20 protein-coding genes and 2 tRNA genes are annotated in these 20,556 nt (G+C 71.7%); 9 read left to right on the top strand and 13 right to left on the bottom strand.

The features are described from left to right. Window positions 1–36 precede the first annotated feature (36 nt). Window positions 37–1,020, top strand: coding sequence for a phosphotransferase enzyme family protein (locus tag FXF50_RS17845; protein ID WP_148429221.1), 984 nt, complete (start codon window positions 37–39; stop codon window positions 1,018–1,020). A gap of 76 nt (window positions 1,021–1,096) precedes the next feature. Here the strand turns inward: FXF50_RS17845 and FXF50_RS17840 are convergent, their stop codons facing one another. The 7 genes from FXF50_RS17840 to gyrB form a co-directional block, all read right to left on the bottom strand. Then, a complete protein-coding gene (locus tag FXF50_RS17840) occupies window positions 1,097–1,687 on the bottom strand; it encodes a VanZ family protein (protein WP_148429219.1) in 591 nt (196 codons plus the stop codon). Window positions 1,688–1,768: 81 nt separating this feature from the next. Continuing rightward, a tRNA-Ala gene (locus FXF50_RS17835) sits at window positions 1,769–1,844 on the bottom strand. A 45-nt stretch (window positions 1,845–1,889) separates the two neighbouring features. Continuing rightward, window positions 1,890–2,018 carry a DLW-39 family protein gene (locus FXF50_RS29570; RefSeq protein WP_222866068.1) on the bottom strand — a complete coding sequence of 43 codons (129 nt, stop codon included), beginning with the start codon at window positions 2,016–2,018 and terminating at the stop codon, window positions 1,890–1,892. A gap of 43 nt (window positions 2,019–2,061) precedes the next feature. Next, window positions 2,062–2,135 (bottom strand) — tRNA-Ile (locus FXF50_RS17830). A 153-nt stretch (window positions 2,136–2,288) separates the two neighbouring features. Next, window positions 2,289–3,206 (bottom strand): DUF3566 domain-containing protein, encoded by a 918-nt coding sequence (locus tag FXF50_RS17825; protein ID WP_148429217.1) that lies wholly within the window; start codon window positions 3,204–3,206, stop codon window positions 2,289–2,291. A gap of 3 nt (window positions 3,207–3,209) precedes the next feature. Next, a complete protein-coding gene (gene gyrA, locus FXF50_RS17820) occupies window positions 3,210–5,735 on the bottom strand; it encodes a DNA gyrase subunit A (protein ID WP_148429215.1) in 2,526 nt (841 codons plus the stop codon). Between the two features lie 130 nt (window positions 5,736–5,865). Then, window positions 5,866–7,812 carry a DNA topoisomerase (ATP-hydrolyzing) subunit B gene (gyrB, locus tag FXF50_RS17815; RefSeq protein WP_091264897.1) on the bottom strand — a complete coding sequence of 649 codons (1,947 nt, stop codon included), beginning with the start codon at window positions 7,810–7,812 and terminating at the stop codon, window positions 5,866–5,868. 525 nt (window positions 7,813–8,337) lie between these two features. Here gyrB and FXF50_RS17805 point away from each other — a divergent pair. Further along, a complete protein-coding gene (locus FXF50_RS17805) occupies window positions 8,338–8,892 on the top strand; it encodes a hypothetical protein (RefSeq protein WP_091316247.1) in 555 nt (184 codons plus the stop codon). On the opposite strand, the gene FXF50_RS17800 is transcribed toward FXF50_RS17805, so the two are convergent. Further along, window positions 8,877–9,371 carry a MarR family winged helix-turn-helix transcriptional regulator gene (locus tag FXF50_RS17800; protein WP_148429211.1) on the bottom strand — a complete coding sequence of 165 codons (495 nt, stop codon included), beginning with the start codon at window positions 9,369–9,371 and terminating at the stop codon, window positions 8,877–8,879. The genes FXF50_RS17805 and FXF50_RS17800 overlap by 16 nt on opposite strands. A 71-nt stretch (window positions 9,372–9,442) precedes the next feature. Here FXF50_RS17800 and FXF50_RS17795 point away from each other — a divergent pair, with 71 nt between their 5' ends. Continuing rightward, a complete protein-coding gene (locus FXF50_RS17795; protein WP_370464124.1) occupies window positions 9,443–9,697 on the top strand; it encodes a hypothetical protein in 255 nt (84 codons plus the stop codon). Window positions 9,698–9,700: 3 nt separating this feature from the next. Here FXF50_RS17795 and FXF50_RS17790 read toward each other — a convergent pair whose 3' ends face one another. The 5 genes from FXF50_RS17790 to dnaA form a co-directional block, all read right to left on the bottom strand. Then, window positions 9,701–10,315, bottom strand: coding sequence for a DUF721 domain-containing protein (locus FXF50_RS17790; protein WP_148429209.1), 615 nt, complete (start codon window positions 10,313–10,315; stop codon window positions 9,701–9,703). Continuing rightward, complete coding sequence (gene recF / locus FXF50_RS17785; RefSeq protein ID WP_148429207.1) at window positions 10,305–11,438, bottom strand: DNA replication/repair protein RecF; 1,134 nt, start codon at window positions 11,436–11,438, stop codon at window positions 10,305–10,307. Before recF ends, FXF50_RS17790 begins: the two co-directional genes overlap by 11 nt. A gap of 16 nt (window positions 11,439–11,454) precedes the next feature. After that, on the bottom strand, window positions 11,455–12,327 hold the full coding sequence (gene gnd / locus FXF50_RS17780) for a phosphogluconate dehydrogenase (NAD(+)-dependent, decarboxylating) (protein WP_148429205.1): 873 nt from the start codon (window positions 12,325–12,327) through the stop codon (window positions 11,455–11,457). Window positions 12,328–12,367: 40 nt separating this feature from the next. Next, window positions 12,368–13,501, bottom strand: coding sequence for a DNA polymerase III subunit beta (gene dnaN / locus FXF50_RS17775; RefSeq protein WP_148429202.1), 1,134 nt, complete (start codon window positions 13,499–13,501; stop codon window positions 12,368–12,370). Window positions 13,502–14,263: 762 nt separating this feature from the next. Continuing rightward, a complete protein-coding gene (gene dnaA, locus FXF50_RS17770; protein ID WP_148429200.1) occupies window positions 14,264–16,090 on the bottom strand; it encodes a chromosomal replication initiator protein DnaA in 1,827 nt (608 codons plus the stop codon). Window positions 16,091–16,667: 577 nt separating this feature from the next. On the opposite strand from dnaA, the gene rpmH reads away from it, so the two are divergent. The 6 genes from rpmH to rsmG all read left to right on the top strand — a co-directional run bounded on the left by rpmH (window position 16,668) and on the right by rsmG (window position 20,503). Next, on the top strand, window positions 16,668–16,805 hold the full coding sequence (rpmH, locus tag FXF50_RS17765; RefSeq protein WP_013736606.1) for a 50S ribosomal protein L34: 138 nt from the start codon (window positions 16,668–16,670) through the stop codon (window positions 16,803–16,805). A 34-nt stretch (window positions 16,806–16,839) separates the two neighbouring features. Next, window positions 16,840–17,253 (top strand): ribonuclease P protein component, encoded by a 414-nt coding sequence (rnpA, locus tag FXF50_RS17760; protein WP_148429198.1) that lies wholly within the window; start codon window positions 16,840–16,842, stop codon window positions 17,251–17,253. A 41-nt stretch (window positions 17,254–17,294) separates the two neighbouring features. Further along, the gene (gene yidD / locus FXF50_RS17755) at window positions 17,295–17,534 is read left to right on the top strand and encodes a membrane protein insertion efficiency factor YidD (RefSeq protein ID WP_222866071.1); all 240 of its coding nucleotides are present in this window, start codon (window positions 17,295–17,297) and stop codon (window positions 17,532–17,534) included. Further along, on the top strand, window positions 17,535–18,536 hold the full coding sequence (yidC, locus tag FXF50_RS17750; RefSeq protein WP_148429194.1) for a membrane protein insertase YidC: 1,002 nt from the start codon (window positions 17,535–17,537) through the stop codon (window positions 18,534–18,536). Between the two features lie 216 nt (window positions 18,537–18,752). Next, entirely contained in the window at window positions 18,753–19,337 is a 585-nt protein-coding gene (locus FXF50_RS17745; protein WP_148429192.1) for a R3H domain-containing nucleic acid-binding protein, read from the top strand. Window positions 19,338–19,765: 428 nt separating this feature from the next. Further along, a complete protein-coding gene (gene rsmG, locus FXF50_RS30280) occupies window positions 19,766–20,503 on the top strand; it encodes a 16S rRNA (guanine(527)-N(7))-methyltransferase RsmG (protein WP_370464126.1) in 738 nt (245 codons plus the stop codon). Window positions 20,504–20,556 lie beyond the last annotated feature (53 nt).

The raw sequence follows: 20,556 nt of genomic DNA, 5'->3' as shown, positions 1-20,556 counted from the left end.
CTTGCCCGCGGCACCGTCCGCTGCGACGCTTCGGCGGTGATCGACAAACCTGGCGTCGACGAGCGGCTGCTGGCGGCGGAAGTGGCGGCCGCCTGGGGCGTGGATGTCGCCGACCTCGTGTTCCTGCCGGTCGGGCTCGACGGCAACGCGTGGGCGTACCGGGTGGACACCTCCGACGGCGCGCGCTACTTCCTGAAGCTGCGCCGCGGCGAGTTCACCCGGTCGGCCGTCCTGCTGCCCGGCTTCCTCCGCGCGCAGGGCGTCCGCCAGGTCGTCGCGCCCATCGACCTGCCGGGCGGTGGAACCGGTCGCGAGTTCGGGGCTTACCAACTGCTGCTCTACCCGTTCCGCGACGGCGGCAGCCTGTGGAGCCGCGGCCTCACCGACCGCCAGTGGATCGAGTACGGCGAGTTCCTGCGCCGGCTGCACGCCGTCACGCCGAGCGCCGACATCGCCGCGGTCCTGCCGGTCGAGACCTACCGGTCGAGCGCGGGCGAGCGGCTACGGACCCTCGGCGGGGAGGCCGCGGCCAGCGAGGCCCTCGGCGCCTTCTGGGACCGGTACGGCGCCGCGCTGCACCGGCTGTCGGAAACGGTCGACGACCTCGCCTCCCGCGTGACGCGAGGTCGGCACGTCATCTGCCACGCCGACATCCATCCCGGCAACCTGATCGCCGACGGCGACGGGCCACTGCACGTGGTGGACTGGGACGCGCCGATCCTCGCGCCGCCCGAGCGGGACCTGATGTTCGTCCACAGCACGGACTTCGGCGATCATCCGATCGACGCGCGCCGCGCCGCGCTCTTCCGTCAAGGCTACGGGCCGGGGGAACCGGACCCGACCCTGCTGAGCTACTACCGCAGCGAACGGCACCTCGACGACGTCGCCGTGTTCCTCCGGAGCATCCTCGACCCCGGGGCCAGTCCGGAATCCCGGGCCAACGACCTGCACTGGTTGACGCGCATCGCCGAGACCGTCGCCGACCCCGGTTACGCGAACGGTGGAGCCCGGGCGACCTGACCGCCTCCCACGATCTCGGTCCCTATCCTCGGAACCGTGGCGGATGACGACGCGGAGCGGCTGACGCGGCGGCGGCTCAGCGTTCCGGCGCCAGGGCCGGTCGCGGCTGATCCGACGGCGCTCCGGCCGTGCGGCGCCACCAGCGGCGCGAGGCCAGCGCGGCCAGCCCGGCGCCGGCCGTGTTGAGCAGCACGTCATCCACAGAAGACACCCGGTCCAGCCGCAGGACGTACTGCGCGACCTCGACCAGGACCGAGCAGCCCGCCGCGAGCGCCAGGATCCGCGGCACCGACGCCAGCGCCGCGAACCGCAGCGGGGCGAGGAACCCCAGCGCCGCGAACACCAGCAGGTTGCCGACGATCTGGACCGTCACCGTCAGCGGCCCGGCCGCGAGGATCGTGAACAGATCCCGCAGCGGCACCAGGCTCACCCGACCGGGGACGGTGCCGGCCCCGTCGCCCGGCAACATGATCATCCATACCCACGGCACCGTGCCGTGGACGATGCCGACCTCGGCCAGCGACATCCGCCACGCCCCCGCGGCGCCCAGGACCCTCCGACGGCGGGCCAGAGCCCACACCGTCAGGGCGGCCAACGGCAGCGCGGCGACCGTGAGGAGCACGACGCCGTTGAAGGTGCCGAGCCAGCCGTGCCAGCCCCGGATCATGCCACCCCCGCTTCCGACCGACCGCCGCCTCGCCATCGGTCGGTGACAGCGGAACGGGAAACCGCAGGTGAGGAGTGAAGATGGTGGAGCCCAGGGGACTTGAACCCCTAACCCCTGCCTTGCAAAGGCAGTGCTCTGCCAGTTGAGCTAGGGCCCCGAGACGGGCGGAGTCGCCCGGTGTCGGCAGTCGGAGGAGGCGCGATCAGCGCAGGTCGGGCGCGGTGGTCGCCTCGTGCCAGAGAGCGCGCTCGTCGTTCGAGGCCTTGATCTTCTTGGCCACGACGGCGGCCGCGCCGACGACGCCGACCAGGATCAGGAGCTTCTTGAACATGGGCTTGACCCCTCGCGCTCGACTACCGTCGGACGATGTGCGGTGGGGCTAGCTGGAATCGAACCAGCGACCTCAGAGTTATCAGCTCTGCGCTCTAACCGACTGAGCTATAGCCCCGCGTAGCGACGAGCAAGGTTAACCCATCGCCGCCGTGGCTCCCAAATTGGGGGGCCGTGGCGGCGCGGCTTACCCGCGCCGCCTTCGAACCTACCCGGACACACGACGCCGGGGCGACCGCTTTACGCGGTGCCCCGGCGCCGTCGTCGGGGTTCAGTCGCGCTCGGCGAGCGTCAGCTCGATCCCGCCGACCAGGTCGGCGCAGACGTTGTAGACGAACGCGCCCAGCGTGGCCAGCGCGGTGAAGAGCACCACGTTGACCAGGCCGATCAGCGCAGAGCTGAGAATCACGCCCTTGGCGGTGATCCGGAAGCCGCCGCCGCCCTGCCCGCCGCCGGCGTTCACCAGGTCGGTCAGGCTGTCGTTGACGCTCTTGAACACGCCCATGGCGTCCAGAGCCAGGTAGAGCACCGAGGTGGCGACGACCACCACGATGAAGAGCACCACGGAGACCGCGAACGCGAACTTCATCACGGACCACGGGTCGATCCGCTTGAGGTTCAGCCGGGCCCGGCGCGGTCCGCGCGACGCGGCCGAGCTGACCGAGGTACGCGCGGCGCGTACCGCCTCACCCACGCGGGCGGCCCCGACGGCCGCCGCGCCGCTGATGCCCGGCGGCAGGCCGCCCCCGTTGGCGGGGCGGCCCGGGGTGCCGGGACGCGCGCCGTCCGGCGACGGCTTCGGCGCCGTGCCGAGGCCGGCGCCGACACGCGGCTGGGTACCGGTGGTGCCGGTGGACGGCCGGGCGGCCGCCGCCGGCTTGGCCGGCTGCGGGGCCGTGGCGGTCGTGGCGGGCTTCGCCGCGGCCGGGGCGGCCAGGCCGTCGGCCGACGTCGGGGCGTCGACCTTCGTCTCGGCCTGGTCGGACGGCCGCGAGTCCTCGCCGGGCTTTTCCGGTGGCGGTGCCATGCCGGGGGCCCGGGTGAACTTCGGGGCAGGCGCGTCGGCGGGGACGGTGGCCCGGCCCACGGCCGCGCGGCCGGTCGCTGGTGTACCGCCCTGCGCGGCCTCCTCGTCGACCGGGTTCGCCGAGGTCCCCTTGTTCCCCGACGCCGCCTGTGTCTCCGTCATCAACTAGTCCTGTTCGTCAGGCTCGTCGGCATTGCGAGCAATCGCCACGATAGTCACGCCGTCCGGGAGGTCCATCAGCTTGACCCCCATTGTGTTCCGGTCCCGCGTACGGCGTACAGGCTTCACCGGAGTCCGGATGACGCCACCGTTGCTGGTAATGGCGAACAGCTCGTCGTCCGGGCTGATCACCACAGCGCCGACCAGACCACCGCGTCGCTCGGTGATCTTCGCAGTCAGCACGCCCTTACCTCCCCGGCCCTGGACCGGGTATTCCTCGATCGGGGTACGTTTCGCGTATCCCCCGTTCGTCGCGACCAGCACGTCCATTTCCATGCCCTCGCGGACGACCTCCATCGCGAGCAGGACATCCTCCTCGCTGAACCGCATGCCGATCACACCCGAGGTGGCCCGGCCCATCGGGCGCAGCGCCTCGTCGCTGGCGTTGAAGCGGATCGCCTGGGCGTTCTTGGAGACCAGCAGCAGGTCGTCGGTCGGGGCGACGAGGGCAGCACCGACCAGCTCGTCCTCATCGCGCAGGTTGATCGCGATGACTCCGCCGGAACGGTTGGAGTCGAACTCCTCGAGCCGCGTCTTCTTCACCAGGCCGTTCTTCGTGGCCAGTACCAGGTAGGGCGCCACCTGGTAGTTCGGAATTTCGATGATCTGCGCGATCTGCTCGTCCGCTTGGAAGGCGAGCAGATTGGCCACGTGCTGGCCCTTGGCCACCCTACTGGCTTCGGGAAGCTCGTACGCCTTGGCCCGGTAGACCCGGCCCTTGTTCGTGAAGAACAGGATCCAGTCGTGGGTGGAGCATACGAAGAAGTGGCTGACGATGTCGTCCTGCCGCAGCGTCGCCCCGCTGACGCCCTTGCCGCCGCGCCGCTGGGAGCGGTAGAGGTCGACCTTGGTGCGCTTGGCGTACCCGGTGCGGGTGATCGTGACGACCACGTCCTCGCGGGCGATGAGGTCCTCCATCGAGACCTCGCCGTCGAACGGCACGATCTTGGTGCGCCGGTCGTCGCCCCACTTGGCCACGATCTCGCCCAGCTCCTCGGAGACGATCCGCCGCTGCCGCTCCGGCTTGGCCAGGATGTCCTTGAGGTCGGCGATCTCCAGCTCGAGCTTGGCCAGGTCGTCGAGGATGCGCTGGCGCTCCAGGGCGGCCAGCCGGCGCAGCTGCATGTCGAGGATCGCGGTCGCCTGGACCTCGTCGATCTCCAGCAGCCGGATGAGGCCCTGGCGGGCGTCCTCCACCGTGGGCGAGCGCCGGATCAGGGCGATCACCTCGTCGAGGGCGTCCAGCGCCTTGGCCAGACCGCGCAGGATGTGCGCCCGCTCCTCGGCCTTGCGCAGCCGGAACGCGGTCCGCCGGCGGATGACCTCGATCTGGTGCTCGACGTAGTAGCGGATGAACTGGGCCAGGTTGAGCGTGCGCGGCACGCCGTCGACCAGCGCCAGCATGTTGGCGCCGAAGGTCTCCTGGAGCTGGGTGTGCTTGTAGAGGTTGTTCAGCACCACCTTGGCGACCGCGTCGCGCTTGAGCACGAGCACGATCCGCATGCCGGTACGCCCGGAGGACTCGTCGCGGATGTCCGCGATCCCGGCGAGCTTGCCCTCCTTGATCAGCTCGGCGATGCGCTCGGCCAGGTTGTCCGGGTTGACCTGGTAGGGCAGCTCGCTGACCACCAGCGCCGGGCGGCCGCGCTTGTCCTCCTCGACCTCGACCACGGCGCGCATCCGGATCGAGCCGCGCCCGGTCCGGTAGGCGTCCTGGATGCCGGCCTGGCCGACGATCAGGCCGTGGGTCGGGAAGTCCGGGCCCTTGACGATCTCCAGCAGCGCCTCGAGGGTGGTGGCCTCGTCGGCCTCCGGGTGCTCCAGGCACCACTGCACGGCCGCGCCGATCTCGCGCAGGTTGTGCGGCGGGATCTTGGTGGCCATGCCGACCGCGATGCCCTCGGAGCCGTTGATCAGCAGGTTGGGGATGCGGGACGGCAGGATGGTGGGCTCCTTGGCCCGGCCGTCGTAGTTGTCCTGGAGGTCGACGGTGTCCTCGTCGATGTCCCGGAGCATCTCCATGGCCAGCGGGTCGAGCTTGCACTCGGTGTACCGCATGGCCGCGGCCGGGTCGTTGCCCGGCGAGCCGAAGTTGCCGTTGCCGTCGACCAGCGGGTAGCGCAGCGACCAGGGCTGCGCCATCCGGACCAGCGCGTCGTAGATGGCCGAGTCGCCGTGCGGGTGGAACTGGCCCATCACGTCACCGACGACGCGGGAGCACTTCACGTAGCCGCGGTCCGGCCGGTAGCCGGAGTCGAACATGGCGTAGAGGATCTTGCGGTGGACCGGCTTGAGCCCGTCCCGGACGTCCGGCAGGGCCCGCCCGACGATCACGCTCATCGCGTAGTCGAGGTACGAGCGCTGCATCTCGACCTCGAGCCCGACCGGCTCGATCCGGTCGTGCGCGACGACCGCGGCGAGTGTCTCCGGGGTCTCCGGCTCGTTCGGCGTGGACTCGGGAGTATCGGTCACTGTTAACCCTTATCAGACTCAGAGTCGTTTTCGTGCTGTGGATAACGGCTGTGGAAACCGGCCAAGCTGTGGATAACTCTGTGGACCGCCGGGCCGGCCGGTGGATGTCCGGCCAGCCCGGCGAGGCCCGTCAGATGTCGAGGAACCGCACGTCCTTGGCGTTGCGCTGGATGAACGACCGGCGGGCCTCCACGTCCTCACCCATCAACACGCTGAACAGCTCGTCGGCGGTTGCGGCGTCGTCGAGCGTCACCTGGCGGAGCGTACGGGTGGCCGGGTTCATCGTGGTCTCCCACAGCTCCGGGTAGTTCATCTCGCCGAGGCCCTTGAACCGCTGGATGTCGTCCGGCCTGGCGTTGGGCTTCTTCTGCTGGCGCAGCGCGATCAGCCCGTCCCGCTCCCGGTCCGAGTACGCGTACTGCGCGTCGTCGCCCTTCTTGTTCCACTTGATCTTGTAGAGCGGCGGGGCGGCCAGGTAGACGTGCCCCAGCTCGACCAGCGGGCGCATGAAGCGGAACAGCAGGGTGAGCAGCAGCGTCTGGATGTGCTGGCCGTCGACGTCCGCGTCGGCCATCAGCACGATCTTGTGGTAGCGCAGCTTCTCGATGTCGAAGTCGTCGTGGATGCCGGTGCCCAGCGCGGTGATCAGCGCCTGGACCTCGTTGTTCTTCAGCACCCGGTCGATCCGGGCCTTCTCCACGTTGAGGATCTTGCCGCGGATCGGCAGGATCGCCTGGGTACGCGGGTCACGCCCCTGCTTGGCCGAGCCGCCGGCGGAGTCACCCTCGACGATGAACACCTCGGACTCGCGCGGGTCGGTGGACTGGCAGTCGGCCAGCTTGCCCGGCATCGAGCCGGACTCCAGCAGCGACTTGCGCCGGGCCAGCTTGCGCGCCTGCTGGGCGGCGATCCGGGCCCGCGCCGCCTGGGACGCCTTCTGGATGATGGTCTTCGCCTCGGCCGGGTTCCGGTCGAACCAGTCGACCAGCCGGTCGTTGCAGACGCGCTGCACGAAGCTCTTCACCGGGGTGTTGCCCAGCTTCGTCTTCGTCTGGCCCTCGAACTGCGGGTTGGTCAGCTTGACCGAGATGATCGCGGCCAGGCCCTCGCGGATGTCCTCCCCGGAGAGCTTCTCGTCACCCTTGAGCAGCTTCTTCTCCGCGCCGTAGCGGTTGACCACGCTGGTCAGCGCGGCCCGGAAGCCCTCCTCGTGGGTGCCGCCCTCGTGGGTGTTGATGTTGTTGGCGAAGGTGTAGACCGACTCGCCGTACGACTCGTTCCACTGCATGGCGATCTCGACCGACATGCCCTCCTCCTCGGCGCCGAACTCGACCACCGTCTTGTGGATCGGGTTCTTGGAGGCGTTGAGGTGCCGGACGAAGTCGGCGATGCCGCCCTCGTAGTGGAAGGTCACCTCGCGCGGCTTGCCCTCCTCGGTCTCGGCGACCCGCTCGTCGAGCAGGTGGATGGTGAGGCCGCGGGTGAGGAAGGCCATCTCCTGGAGGCGCCGGTAGATGGTCTGGAAGTCGAAGTCGACGGTCTCGAAGACGTCGGCGTCGGGCCAGAAGGAGACCGCCGAGCCGGTCCGGTCGGTCGGCTCGCCCTTCTCCAGCGGGGTCGGCTTGGAGTTGTGGTACTCCTGGCGCCAGACGAAGCCGTCCTTGTGGATCTCCACGGCCATCTTGGTGGACAGCGCGTTCACCACCGAGACGCCGACGCCGTGCAGGCCGCCGGAGACCGCGTACGCCTTGCCGTCGAACTTGCCGCCCGCGTGCAGCACGGTCAGCGCGACCTCGACACCCGGCTTCTTCAGCTTGGGGTGGAGGTCGACCGGGAAGCCGCGCCCGTTGTCGGTGACCCGGACGCCACCGTCGGCCAGCAGCACCACGTCGATGGTGTCGCAGAAGCCGGCCAGCGCCTCGTCCACCGCGTTGTCGACGACCTCCCACACGAGGTGGTGCAGGCCGCGTTCACCGGTGGACCCGATGTACATACCGGGCCGCTTCCGGACCGCCTCCAGGCCCTCGAGAACGGTGATCGACTCGGCGCCGTACTTCTTGTTGTCCTCCGCTGCCACCCTCGGCCACTTTCTCGCACCGGCCGCGCCAGGGCGCGGGGCGCGGGTTCGGCGGACAGGACGCGACGTCGGCGCGCACGGACCGGTCCCCGGATGTCCAGGTCACGGATCGCGTACGCCGGTCGCCGCGGTTGCCCGCGGATCGCGATCGGCTCGACCCGATGCGGGACAATGATCAAGGGCCCTGGGGCCCTTGTCCGCCGCTCCGTGTCGGGTCTTTCGTCTCGCGGTCAATCTTACTCTGCGCAGCCGACCAAACCGCCACTCGGCACCCCTCTGGGGCGGCTGAGAATGCCGTAGCGGGCCGAATGGCGCTGTCCGCGACTCCCCCTACACGCAACGACCTGATCGAGGGCGCGGCCGGCACGGATCGGTACCGGCGGGTGACCGACCGGGGGTCGCGGCGGGACCTGCCGTGCCGTACCTTTTGCGGCGCCGCCGCCTGCGGTCTTGATCTTTCGGGGACGGAACCGGGACGATCGACCCGACCGGTCGGACAACGTGCTTGCTGAGAGGTGACGCCAGATGGGGCTGGACAACGTCGCGGTGCACTGGCCGCGGACCGGCCGCTTCTACGATCCGGTCGCGCCGGCCGAGTTCGTCGACTTCGGCGAGATCGTGGACATGCCACGCATCTCGGCACCGACCGCCGCGCTCGCCGAGCTGATCGCGAAGACCGGCACGGTGCGGGCGACCGCGTACACCGAGCTGGTCGACCTCATCCTCGGCCTGGAGAATGTGCTCTACGCCACGGAGAACTCGGCCGAGGACGAGGACCCGGTGATCGACCCGGACGGCTGCTCCTGGATCGCCGAGGGTGTGGAGAAGTTCGTGGCCCGGCACCGCCCGTTCGGCGAGGCGGTCACCTTCGAGTCGGTGAGCGAGGTGCTGCGCTCGCTGCTCGGCGACGGGCGCCTGGCCGAGCAGCAGCTCCGCTGGCTCGACAGCCGGCTCGACAAGCTGCGCGACGAGAGCGGCGAGCCGCCGCAGTGGAACTTCACCTGCGCCGAGCTGAGCGTGCTCGCCGCCTTCTACCGGCGCTGCGCCGAGCGTGGCTTCGCGGTCTACGCCGACGCCTGACCTGGCTGCCCGGCGGCCCCGGGCTCAGCTGTCGCGGCCCGGTTGGCCGCCGCGATCACCTCGGTGAGCACCGTGTGCAGGTGCCGCAGGTCCGCCAGCGGCAGGCCGAGCCGCTGCACGATCGCCGGGGGGATCCGCTCGGCCTGCTCCCGAAGGGCCTGCCCGCTGGCGGTGAGCGAGACGGCCAGGCTGCGCTCGTCCGAGGCGTCCCGCTCGCGTCGCACGTAGCCGGCCGCTTCGAGGCGCTTGAGCAGCGGCGACAGCGTGCCGGGGTCGAGCTGGAGCAGGCGGCTCAACTCCCGCACGGACAGCGGCGCGTGCTGCCAGAGCGCCAGCATGACCAGGTATTGCGGATGGGTGAGCCCCATCGGTTCCAGCAGCGGCCGGTAGACCGCGACGACGCCGCGTGCGGCCACGGAGAGCGCGAAGCACACCTGCTGCTCCAGCGCCAGGGGATCGCCCTCCAACTGGTCGGCCACCCTCGTCCTCCTCGTCGTCGTTGCGATCGTAGCAACGATTGGTGTACCAATTATTGGCGTACCAAGCATGCATGGTCGGTGAGGGAGAGGTCGGGCGGATGAGCGACGACGAGCAGGTGGGCGACGCTTCCGGCAAGGGCGGCCGCCTCATGGGCTGGGTGTTCCGCAACCTCGCCGGCCCCTCCCAGGTGCAGGGCGCGGTGCAGGGCGGCTCGCAGCTGGCCCGCGAGGCGTGGAAGCAGGACCTGGAGCGGCGCAAGCAGTGGAGCCGCGAGCAGCGGGAGCTCAAGCGCGCCCAGCGGGAGGCACGCCGCACCGACCGGTGACGGTCAGCCGTAGGTGTCGCGGGGGCCGCGGCCGCGCACCCGGCGCGGGCCGCGCGACCAGGACGGCGCGGCCGGGCCGTGGATGTGCAGCTTGCGCACCACGTTGTGGCCCACCTCGCTGGCGATCTGCTTGAGCAGCGAGCCGGCGAGCAGCCGCAACTGGGTGGCCCAGGCCGTCGAGCGCGCCTCCACGGTCAGCTCGCCGTTCTCCAGCTTCACCGGGCGGCTGTGCTGCGCCACCTCCGCCCCGACCACCCGCTCCCAGGCGCCGAAGACCGTCGCCTCCGCGGCCGGCTGCTGCCAGCCGCGGGCCTTCACCAGCTTGTCCAGCACGGCGCCGAGCGGCTGCGGGTCGCGCGGGTCCGGCCCCGGGCCGGAGTAGCCGCGCAGCCGCTTCTCGCCGTCGCCCCGGACCGCGCTGCGCCGCCGGGTGCCCGCGGCCGCCTGCCGCCGGGCCTTCGCGGCGTCCAGCACCGCCCGGGCCAGCTCCGGCCCGGCCGTCCCCTCCGGCAGGCCCGCGCCGGCCGCACCGCCCGACTCCGCCTCCGGCCCCTCAGGGGTACGCCCACCGCGTCCCGGCCCCAGCCGCGCGGGCGGGAGCTGCACCTCATCCGACACGGCGTACCGTCCCCTCGCCCACCGCGTACCGGGTGCCCCGCAGGGTCGCCGGCACGTCGTCGTCCACCGCGCACGTCACCAGGAGCTGGCTCGCGCCGCCCACCAACTCGGCCAGCCGTTCGCGCCGGCCGGCGTCCAGCTCGGCGAAGACATCGTCCAGCACCAGCACCGGCTCGATCCCGTCGGCGCGCAGCAGGTCGTACCCGGCCAGCCGCAGCGCCAGCGCGTAGGACCAGGACTCGCCGTGGCTGGCGTAGCCCTTGGCGGGCAGCGGGCCGAGGGTGAGCGCCAGGTCGTCGCGGTGCGGGCCGACCAGGGTGGTGCCCCGCTCGATCTCCGCCGACCGGCTCGCCGTCAGGGCGGCGGCGAGCGCCTCCACCAGCGCCGCCCGGTCCGTGGTCGACTCGGGCAGCTCCACCGACGGCCGGTACGCGATCCCCGCCGCGCCCCGGCCCGCCGCCACCGCGTCGTACGCCTTGGCCACGTGCGGGGTGAGCGCGGCGACCAGCTCCAGCCGGCCGGCGAGCAGCTCCGCCCCGTGGTGCGCCAGGTGGGTGTCCCAGACCGCGAGGGTGGACAGGTCCCCGCCCCGCGAGCCGCCCGTCTTCCGGGCCAGGTACGCCGTCCGCAGCAGCGCGTTGCGCTGCTTCACCACCCGCTCGTAGTCGGCGCGCACCCCGGCGTACCGGGGCTGGCGGGTGACCAGCAGGTCGTCCAGGTAGCGGCGGCGCTCGGCCGGGTCGCCGCGGACCAGCTCCAGGTCCTCCGGGGCGAAGAGCACCAGCCGCAGCGCGCCCAGCACGTCCCGGGCGCGGCGGGCCGGGGAACGGCCCAGCCGGGCACGGTTGGCCTTGCCCGGGACGATCTCCAGCTCGATCAGGAGTTCCCGGCCCTCGTGCACCACCGCGCAGCGGATCACCGCCGAGGCGGCGCCCATCCGGACCAGCGGGGCGTCCGTGGCGACCCGGTGCGAGTCCAGGGTCGCCACGTAGCCCAACGCCTCGACCAGGTTGGTCTTGCCGACGCCGTTCGCGCCGACCAGCACGTTCGGGCCCGGCTCCAGGTCGACGCCGACCCGCTCGTACGAGCGGAAGTCGACCAGTTCGAGCCGGCGGACGTACACAGGCTGTGGATACCGGTCAGCGCTTGTGGACGGCGTGGCCGCCGAACTGCTGGCGCAGCGCGGCGACGGCCTTCATGGCGGGCGAGTCGTCCTGCCGGGAGGCGAACCGGGCGAACAGCGAGGCGGTGATGACGTTCAGCGGCACGGCGAGCCGGACCGCCTCGTCGACCGTCCACCGGCCCTCGCCGGTGTCCTCGGTGTAGCCGCTCAGCTCGGCCAGCTCCGGGTCCTCGTCCAGCGCACGGTCCAGCAGGTCGAGCAGCCAGGACCGGACCACCGTGCCCTCGCGCCAGGACTTGAAGACGCCCGGCACGTTGGTCACCAGCTCGGAGGCGGCCAGCAGCTCGTAGCCCTCGGCGTAGGCGTGCATCAGGCCGTACTCGATGCCGTTGTGCACCATCTTCGCGTAGTGGCCGGCGCCGACCGGGCCGGCGTGCACGAAGCCGAACTCGCCCGCCGGCTTGAGCGCCTCGAAGATCGGCATGAGCCGCCCGACGTGCTCCTGGGCGCCGCCGACCATCAGGGCGTACCCGTTCTGCTTGCCCCAGACACCGCCGGAGACGCCGACGTCGATGTAGCCGATGCCCTGCTCGTTGAGGCGCTCGGCGCGCGGGGCGTCGTCGCTGAACCGGGAGTTGCCGCCGTCGATGATGATGTCGCCCGCACCGAGCACGCCGGCGAGCTCGTCGATGGTGGCGTCGGTGACGCCGGCCGGAACCATCACCCAGACCGCGCGGGGCGACTCCAGCTTCTCGGCCAGCTCCGCGAGGCTCGCGACGTCGCTCAGCTCCGCGTTGCGGTCGTAGCCGACCACCTCGTGACCGGCGGCGCGCAACCGCTCGCGCATGTTGCCGCCCATCCGGCCGAGTCCTACCAGGCCGAGCTGCATCTGCTCCTACCTCCGTACGTCTGGGTGGTGCTGCCGTCGATCAGCGGGACACGCGGATCGGCATGATGAGGTACCGGTACCCCGGGATGACCTCGCCATCCTCGCCCGCCGGGGAAATCACCGCGGGCTTGAAGGCGTCGACGAACGCCAGCTGGGCGTGCTGGGCGCCCAGGTTGGTGAGGCCGTCGATCAGGTACTGCGGGTTGAAGCCGATGGTCAGCGGGTCGCCCGTGAAGGTCGCCTCCATGGCCTCGCTGGCCCGGGCCTCCTCGGTGCCGCCGGCCTCGACCACCAGGCCGTCGGAGCTGAAGCTGAGCAGCACCGGGGTGGTCCGCTCGGCGACCAGCGCCACCCGCTTGACCACCTCGATGAGCGTGGCGACCGGAACCCGGGCCTCGGCGTTGTGGCTGGCCGGGAAGAGTGAGCGCACCGGCGGGTAGTTGGCCCCGTCGAGCAGCCGGCTGGTGGTCCGGCGCGTGCCGCCGGAGAAGCCGATCATGCCCTCGCCCGCGCCGCCCTGGGACAGCGCCATGGTGACGTGGCCGCCGAGCGGGCCGAGGGCCTTGGCGGTGTCGTGCAGCGTGCGGGCGGGCACCAGCGCGTTGAGGCTGATCTCCGGGTCGTCCGGGTTCCACTCCATCTCGCGCAGGGCCAGACGGTAGCGGTCGGTGGCGAGCATGGCCAGCGTGCTGCCGGACAGCTCGATCCGGACGCCGGTCATCATCGGCAGCGTCTCGTCGCGACCGGCGGCCACGGCCACCTGGGCGACCGCGGCGGCGAACGCGGCCGCGTCGACGGTGCCGGCGCTCTCCGGCATCTCGGGCAGGGTCGGGTAGTCCTCGACCGGCATGGTCGGCAGGGTGAACCGGGCACTGCCGCAGACCAGTTCCAGGTGCGCGCCGACCGCGGCGATGTCCACCGGCTTGGCCGGGAGCGCCTTGGTGATCTCGGCGAGCAGCCGGCCGGAGACCAGGGCGGCGCCGTCGGCGTCACCCTGCACCTCGACCGTGACCTGGCTGGAGACCTCGTAGTCGAAGCCGGAAACCTGGAGGTTGCCGTCGGTGACGCGGAGCATCACCCCGGCCAGCACCGGTACGGAGGGTCGGTTGGGCAGGCTCTTGGCGGTCCACGCGACCGCCTCGGCGAGCGCGTCGCGCTCCACTCGGAACTTCATCAATGCCTCCGCGTCGACGTCAGCGACAACTCTCTCATGCCGACCGCTGCCACCCGTCCCGCCCGACCGTGCGGGTACCCATCGCACCTTAGGGCGCGTGGGCATCGGCTGTGCGCCCGACCCCGTGGATCCAGGTGCCCGGGCGACTGCCGGCGGCAGTGCTCCGGCCCGATCCACAGGAAGTCCAACGGTGATGATTGGTTTTTGTTGTTTTAGAAGAGATAACTCATCGTCTTCATCGCACCTGTGCAAACTGTGGAGAACCCACGTCCGCCCAGGTCAGACAGGTTATCCACCGGTGGTTTCGCTGTGGAGAACCAGGGGTACAACCCGTGTCTGAGTCCACAGCCGTCGCCGGCCGCCGGGTTTTCCACGGCTGTCCACCGGTTGTCCACCGCTAATCCACCGGGTTTCTCCCCAGTGTTGTGGACAGCGCCGACAGCGTCGACCGCCGTCATCCCCAGAACCTTCAACAGGTCGCCCACAGGCCGACCGTCGTCGGTGGACAACCCGACCGTCGTCCCCAGGCGTCCACAGCGTCGTCCCCAGGGGTTGTCCACAGTCTGTGGGTAACCGGGTTGGCACCGAGCGTGGTTATCCACCGCCTGTGACACAGGGGATGTGGACAAGCGGACCGAGTTGTGGATGAACACGACCCCGATCGTGGGCCCTGAACCGGGTCGAGGGTCAAGCCCCCGCTTTCCACAGGCACGGAAAAGCCCGGCCGGTGGGGCCCGGCCGGGCGTAGTGTCCGCGTGCGGATCAGGTGGTCTGCTTGATCCGGTTGGTCAGCTCGGCGATCTGGTTGTAGAGCGAGCGCCGCTCCGCCATCTGCTGGCGGATCTTCCGGTCGGCGTGCATGACGGTGGTGTGGTCCCGGCCGCCGAACGCCTGCCCGATCCGGGGCAGCGACAGGTCGGTCAGCTCCCGGCACAGGTACATGGCCACCTGGCGGGCGTTGACGAGCACCCGGGACCGGGAGTGACCGCGCAGGTCCTCCAGGCTCACCCCGAAGTAGTCCGCGGTCGAGACCATGATCTGGTCGGCGGTGATCTCCGGGCCGGCGCCGTCCGGGATGAAGTCCCGCAGCACCTCCTCGGCCAGCGACAGCTCCACCGACGAGCGGGTGAGGCTGGCGAACGCGGTCACCCGGATCAGCGCACCCTCGAGCTCCCGGATCGAGTTCGACACCCGGGAGGCGATGAACTCCAGCACGTCCGGCGGGGCGAACAGCCGCTCCTGCGCCGCCTTCTTCTGCAGGATCGCGATCCGGGTCTCCAGGTCCGGCGGCTGGATGTCGGCGAGCAGGCCCCACTCGAAGCGGGTCCGCAGCCGGTCCTCCAGCGTCGCCAGCTGCTTCGGCGAGCGGTCCGAGGTGATCACGATCTGCTTGTTGGCGTTGTGCAGGGTGTTGAAGGTGTGGAAGAACTCCTCCTGGGTCCGCTCCCGGTTCTCCAGGAACTGGATGTCGTCGATCAGGAGGATGTCCACGTCCCGGTAGCGGCGCTGGAACGCGCTGGTCTTGTCGTCCCGCAGCGAGTTGATGAAGTCGTTCGTGAACTCCTCGGTCGAGACGTACCGGACCGAGCGGGCGTTGCCCAGCGTCGTGGCGTAGTGCCCGATGGCGTGCAGCAGGTGGGTCTTGCCGAGCCCGGAGCTGCCGTAGATGAACAGCGGGTTGTACGCCTTCGCCGGCGACTCGGCCACCGCCACGCTCGCCGCGTGGGCGAAGCGGTTGGACGAGCCGATGACGAACGTCTCGAACATGTACTTCGGGTTGAGCCGGTTGCCGCCGCTCTCCGCCCCGCCGGGCAGCCGCCGGTCGGCCTGGCCGCCGGGACGGTGGTCGGGGGCGCCGCGACCCGGGCCGCTGTCCGTGGCGCCGTCGCGGGGCAGGCCGCGCAGCGGCGGGGCGTCGGCCGGGCCGGGCGCCTCCCGGTAGCGGGGCTCGTAGCCGCCGGCGTCGGGGGCGGGCGTTTCGACCCGGGCCCGCTCGTCGAAGGCACGGCGCTCGGGGGCGGCGCGCAGCGGTTCGGCGAAGGCGGCGCTGAAGAGCGTGTCCTGCCCGTCCCGGCTGGCCGGGATCAGCTGCGGGCGGGCGCCGTCGGCGGTGCGCTGCCGGGGGGCCGGCTCCTCGGCCGGCGGCTCCGGGCGCGGGTCGGCGTACGCGGGGGCCTCCGGCCGGGCCGGCGGGAAGCCCAGGTCGGGGAAGCCGGGCGCGGTGTCCGCCGGTGCGGGCTGGTCGAAGCCGGCGAGCAGGTCCGCGGGGCCGGCGAGGGGCTCCGGGGCGCTGCGGTAGACGGTGCCGGCCGGACGGCCGCCCGGGTCCTCGGCGGCGCGGACGGTGACGGCGACCTGGATGGGCCGGCCGAGCCGGCGGCTCAACGCCTCGGTGATGGCCGGGCGGAGGCGGGACTCGATCACGTCCCGGGTGAACGCGTCCGGTACGGAGAGCAGCGCGGTGTCCTCGACGATCGCCCGGAGCCGGGTCAACCGGAGGTACGCCCGTTGCTGCGCGGAGATGATCTCGTCGGCGAGCTCGTCGGTCGTCGCCGTCCACACCGCGGCAAGGTCGTTCGATCCGGTCACCGTCGTGCCACCCCCCTCGCCTCTCCTCACGCCCGCCCGGACGGCTGACCGGTCGTCATCCACAAGTTATCCACAGCCTGTGTGTACCGACCGATTGTGGCCGCCCACCGGACGCGGGTCGGACCTGCCCCCTGGTTCCGGAGGCGCTGAAGCGGGTTCACCGTGCCGAACGATTCACTACCTTGTCCGGTCCTGCCGGTCAGCGACAAACTCGGACCCCCCGACGCTGACCGCAATCGGGCACGCTAACAGCGCGGACCCCGCGCCATCAACCGTCGACACCGGGGCAGCCTTGTCAACATCAGTGAAAACCGCCCCTTCGGTCGCGCTTGCGGCGCTGGTCGGGGGCCCTGGTGTGAGGTTTGACGGTCATTGCCGCCCTGCGTAGGCTGGAGCGGCTGCTCTCTCGCCCTCTGCTAGGGTGATGGGTGCTTGCTGTCCGCGGTCGCTTCCCCGCATCGCCGAGGTCCCGCGCCACCGGGCAGCACCGATCGGAGGCCACCGCAGAGGTGGCCTGGACCACCACACGACCCCGGGCGATCCCCCGCGCGGGGCGTACGACAACGGAGAGCCTGACGTGAGCAAGCGCACCTACCAGCCGAACAACCGCCGGCGCGCGAAGACCCACGGCTTCCGGCTGCGCATGCGCACCCGTGCCGGCCGCGCCATCATCTCGACCCGTCGCGCCAAGGGCCGCGCCCGCCTGTCGGCCTGAGGCCGACCGGTCCGGTCCGGGGACGTGGGCAGTCGTGCTGGCCGCCGCACAACGACTGCGGCGCAGTAGCGACTTCGCCGCAGCGGTCCGGGGTGGCCGCCGCGTCGGCCGTGGCGCCGTCGTGGTCCACCTGACCCTCCCCGAGCAGACCGGATCGACCGCGACACCCTCGCCGGAGCCGGCGCGGAGCAGCGGTGCGGACACCTCCGCACCCCGCCGCGCCGGCTTCGTCGTGTCCAAGGCCGTCGGCAACGCCGTGGTCCGGAACAAGGTCCGCCGCCGGCTCCGCCACCTGGTCCGCGAGCGGCTGGCCGACCTGCCCGCCGGCAGCACCCTGGTGGTACGCGCCCTGCCGCCGGCCGCCGAGGCGTCGTACGCCCGGCTCGGAGCTGACCTGGACGCGGCCCTCGCCGCCGCGCGCTCCCCCCGGGGTCGGCGGTCCCGGTGACCGAACACACTGCCGCGCCGCGGCCCACCACCGGTGCCCGCATGCTGCTGGCGCCCATCATCGCGTACCGTCGGTGGATAAGTCCGGCACTGCCGGCCCGCTGCCGGTTCTACCCGTCGTGCAGTGCCTACGCCGTCGAGGCGGTGTCCCGGCACGGTGCGCTGCGGGGAGCCTGGCTGACGGTCCGGCGGCTGTCGCGCTGCCACCCCTTCCACCCAGGTGGACACGACCCGGTGCCGGAGCCGGGCGGCCGCCGCCGTTCCGACGTGACTGGAGCCTGAGTGTTTAGTCTCGACTGGATCTACTACGCGATCTCGTGGATCCTGCTGACCTGGCACTCGGCCTGGGACGCCATCGGGGTTCCGGTCGATGCCGTGATCGGTACGAACTGGGCCTGGATCCTCTCCATCATCTTCCTGGTGGTGACGGTCCGGGTGATTCTCTTCCCGGTCTTCGTCAAGCAGATCAAGTCGCAGCGGGCCATGCAGGCGCTCCAGCCCAAGGTCAAGGAGCTGCAGGAGAAGCACAAGGGTGACCGGGAGACGCTCCAGAAGGAGATGATGGAGCTCTATCGGAAGGAAAAGGCCAACCCGCTCATGGGCTGCCTTCCGATGTTCCTCCAGATCCCGGTCTTCCTCGGCCTGTTCCACACGCTCAAGCGGCTCAACCCCGACAACCAGGGCAAGACCCTGTACGGCTGGACCGTCGAGCAGTTCAACAGCGCCTCCAGCGCGAAGCTCTTCACCGCCCCGATCTCCGGCCGGTTCGGCTCCACCGCGGACGAGCTGGCCAACCTGGGGGCCAACAGCACGACCGTCAAGATCGTCGCCGGCATCCTGGTGCTCATCATGATCGCCACCACCTACCTGACCAGCCGGCAGATGATCCTCAAGACCGGCTGGGCCGAGGACCCGCAGCAGCGCATGGTGCAGCGGCTGATGCTCTACGGCATCCCGGTCTCGCTGCTCATCTCGGGCTCGATCTTCCCGATCGGTGTGATCATCTACTGGGTCACGAACAACCTCTTCACCCTCGGCCAGCAGCAGTGGGTGCTCCGGAAGTTCCCGCCGCTGGTGCCGCCGAAGAACGCCACCGCCGGCAAGACCACCGGCGGCAAGGCGACCGCCCAGCCGGCCCGCACCGGTGGCCTGCTCGGCCGCAAGACCGCCCAGCCGGCCGTCAAGGCCCCGGCCGCCGCCCCGAAGGTGGCCGGCCCGAAGCCCGGCGCCAAGCCGGTCAACCCGAAGAAGAGCGGCGGCCGCCCCGCCAAGCGACAGGGCTGAGCCCACCGGGCCGCCGCCGGAGATCCGGTGGCGGCCCGTTCCGGCCCCCGAGCTGCCACCGAGAGGTCGGCGCCGGGCCGGAACCGCCGCGCGGAGCGCGGTCACGGGCGAAACTGGCCCGTACAGACCTGCCCGAGGGCACCGGCGAAACCTCCCGCCGGCCCCGGGAGACCAGCGGACCCGACGGTCCGGCCGAGCGAGTACGGAGATGAGACCGTGACCGACACCAGCATCCCCAGCGCCGACCAGTCCCTGGACGAGGAGAGCGCGCCGGCCGCCACCACCGAGGAGGCCGAGGAGACCCAGGGCGAGGCCCGGGAGAAGAAGGCCCCCGCCGACAGCGACCTGTTCCGGCAGAGCGAGATCGCCGCCGACTACGTCGAGGGCCTGCTCGACATCCTCGACTACGACGGCGACATCGACGAGCTGGTCTCCGGCGGCCGCCCGGTCGTCGAGGTGGTCGGCGGCCGCCTGCAGAACCTGGTCGGTCAGCGCGGCGCCACCCTGGAGGCGCTGCAGGAGCTGGCCCGGCTCGCGGTGTTCCGGCAGACCGGTTCGCCGAGCCGCCTGCTGCTCGACGTCGGCGGCTACCGCGCCGCCCGGCGCAAGGAGTTGGCCGCCGTCGCCAAGAACGCGGTGGAGAAGGTCAAGGAGCACGGCGAGCCCGTGCGCCTGGAGCCGATGTCCGCCTTCGAGCGCAAGTGCGTGCACGACGTGGTCAACGCGATGAGCGGCGTGGAGAGCGAATCCGAGGGCGTTGAGCCGAACCGCCGGATCGTGGTCCGGCCGGTGGCGGACTGACCCGGGTGGCTTCCGACGAGACGACGGCGGGTGCCGTGACCGGCCCGGGCGGCGCGCCGCCCGGGCCGTCGCCTGTCCACCCCGACCCTTCCGTCGACCCCGTCTTCTCCGCCGGCGAGGTCCCGGCCGATCCGTCGGTGCCGGCGGGGCCCGCCACCCCGGCGGACCCCACCTTCTCCGGCGAGCCCGGCCCGGAGCCGGTCGTCGCGGCGGACCCCGCCGCCGAGGTGACGCCGGCCTTCTTCAGTGAGCCCCCGCCACCGGGCGGGTCGGCGATGCCGGAGCCGGCCGCCCCGGTCGGTCCCGCCGACCCGGTGTTCGCCGAGCCGACCGCCGCCGCTGTGCCGCCTTCCGGTGACCGGAGCGTGGAGACGCGACAGTCCTTCGTGGACGGTGCGGACCGGTCCGCCGATGAGCAGCCGTCCCCGGTGGGGGCGACGTTGCCGCCCGAGTTGGCGGACGCCGCCCGTACCCTCTTCGGCGACCGGCTCGACCTGGCCGCCGCGTACGCCGAACTGCTGGCCACGGACGGGGTGGTGCGCGGCCTGATCGGCCCCCGCGAGACGCCTCGGCTCTGGGACCGCCACCTGCTCAACTGCGCGGCGGTGGCCGAGCGCATCCCGGAGGGGGCCAGCGTCATCGACGTCGGCTCCGGAGCGGGCCTGCCCGGTCTGGTGCTGGCCATCGCCCGCCCGGACCTCACGGTGACGCTGGTCGAGCCGCTCGCCCGGCGGACCTCCTTCCTGATCGAGGCGGTGCAGCACCTCGGGCTGACCCGATCGGTCCGGGTGTTCCGCGGGCGTGCCGAGGAAGCCGCCACGGGGTCGCGCGACCGGGAGCCGCTGAGCGCCGACATCGTCACCGCGCGTGCCGTGGCGGCGCTGGACCGGCTCGCCGCCTGGTGCCTTCCGCTGGCGGTGCCCGGCGGCCGGTTGGTGGCCCTCAAGGGCGCCTCCGCCGCCGAGGAGATCGCCGAGCACGCCGCGGCGGTGGCCCGGCTCGGTGGCGGCGAGCCGGAACTGCACCGGTGCGGAACCGGCGTGATCGATCCGCCCGCCACGGTGATCGAGGTGGTCCGCGAGCGGGTGGTCGGCCCGGCCAGGAAGAAGGGGCCGAAGCGCTCGCGGGGCGGCCGCCGCCGCGGCTCCCAGGGTCGGGACCGCTGACGCGGTAAGGCGTTCCGCGCGCCCACCCGGCCGTTGGACCGGGTGGGCGTGAG

The sequence above is a fragment of the Micromonospora sp. AP08 genome (genome assembly GCF_008085935.1).
Taxonomy (GTDB): domain Bacteria; phylum Actinomycetota; class Actinomycetes; order Mycobacteriales; family Micromonosporaceae; genus Micromonospora; species Micromonospora chersina.
This window is presented reverse-complemented; position numbering and strand designations above follow the sequence as displayed.

Excerpts from the sequence above, each read along its gene's own strand:
- FXF50_RS17795 (WP_370464124.1), top strand. The coding sequence starts at position 9,443 with ATGGTCGGTGAGGGAGAGGTCGGGCGGATGAGCGACGACGAGCAGGTG.
- FXF50_RS17825 (WP_148429217.1), bottom strand. The coding sequence starts at position 3,206 with ATGACGGAGACACAGGCGGCGTCGGGGAACAAGGGGACCTCGGCGAAC.
- yidD (WP_222866071.1), top strand. The coding sequence starts at position 17,295 with ATGCTGCTGGCGCCCATCATCGCGTACCGTCGGTGGATAAGTCCGGCA.
- FXF50_RS17840 (WP_148429219.1), bottom strand. The coding sequence starts at position 1,687 with ATGATCCGGGGCTGGCACGGCTGGCTCGGCACCTTCAACGGCGTCGTG.
- gnd (WP_148429205.1), bottom strand. The coding sequence starts at position 12,327 with ATGCAGCTCGGCCTGGTAGGACTCGGCCGGATGGGCGGCAACATGCGC.
- dnaN (WP_148429202.1), bottom strand. The coding sequence starts at position 13,501 with ATGAAGTTCCGAGTGGAGCGCGACGCGCTCGCCGAGGCGGTCGCGTGG.
- FXF50_RS29570 (WP_222866068.1), bottom strand. The coding sequence starts at position 2,018 with ATGTTCAAGAAGCTCCTGATCCTGGTCGGCGTCGTCGGCGCGGCCGCC.
- FXF50_RS17805 (WP_091316247.1), top strand. The coding sequence starts at position 8,338 with ATGGGGCTGGACAACGTCGCGGTGCACTGGCCGCGGACCGGCCGCTTC.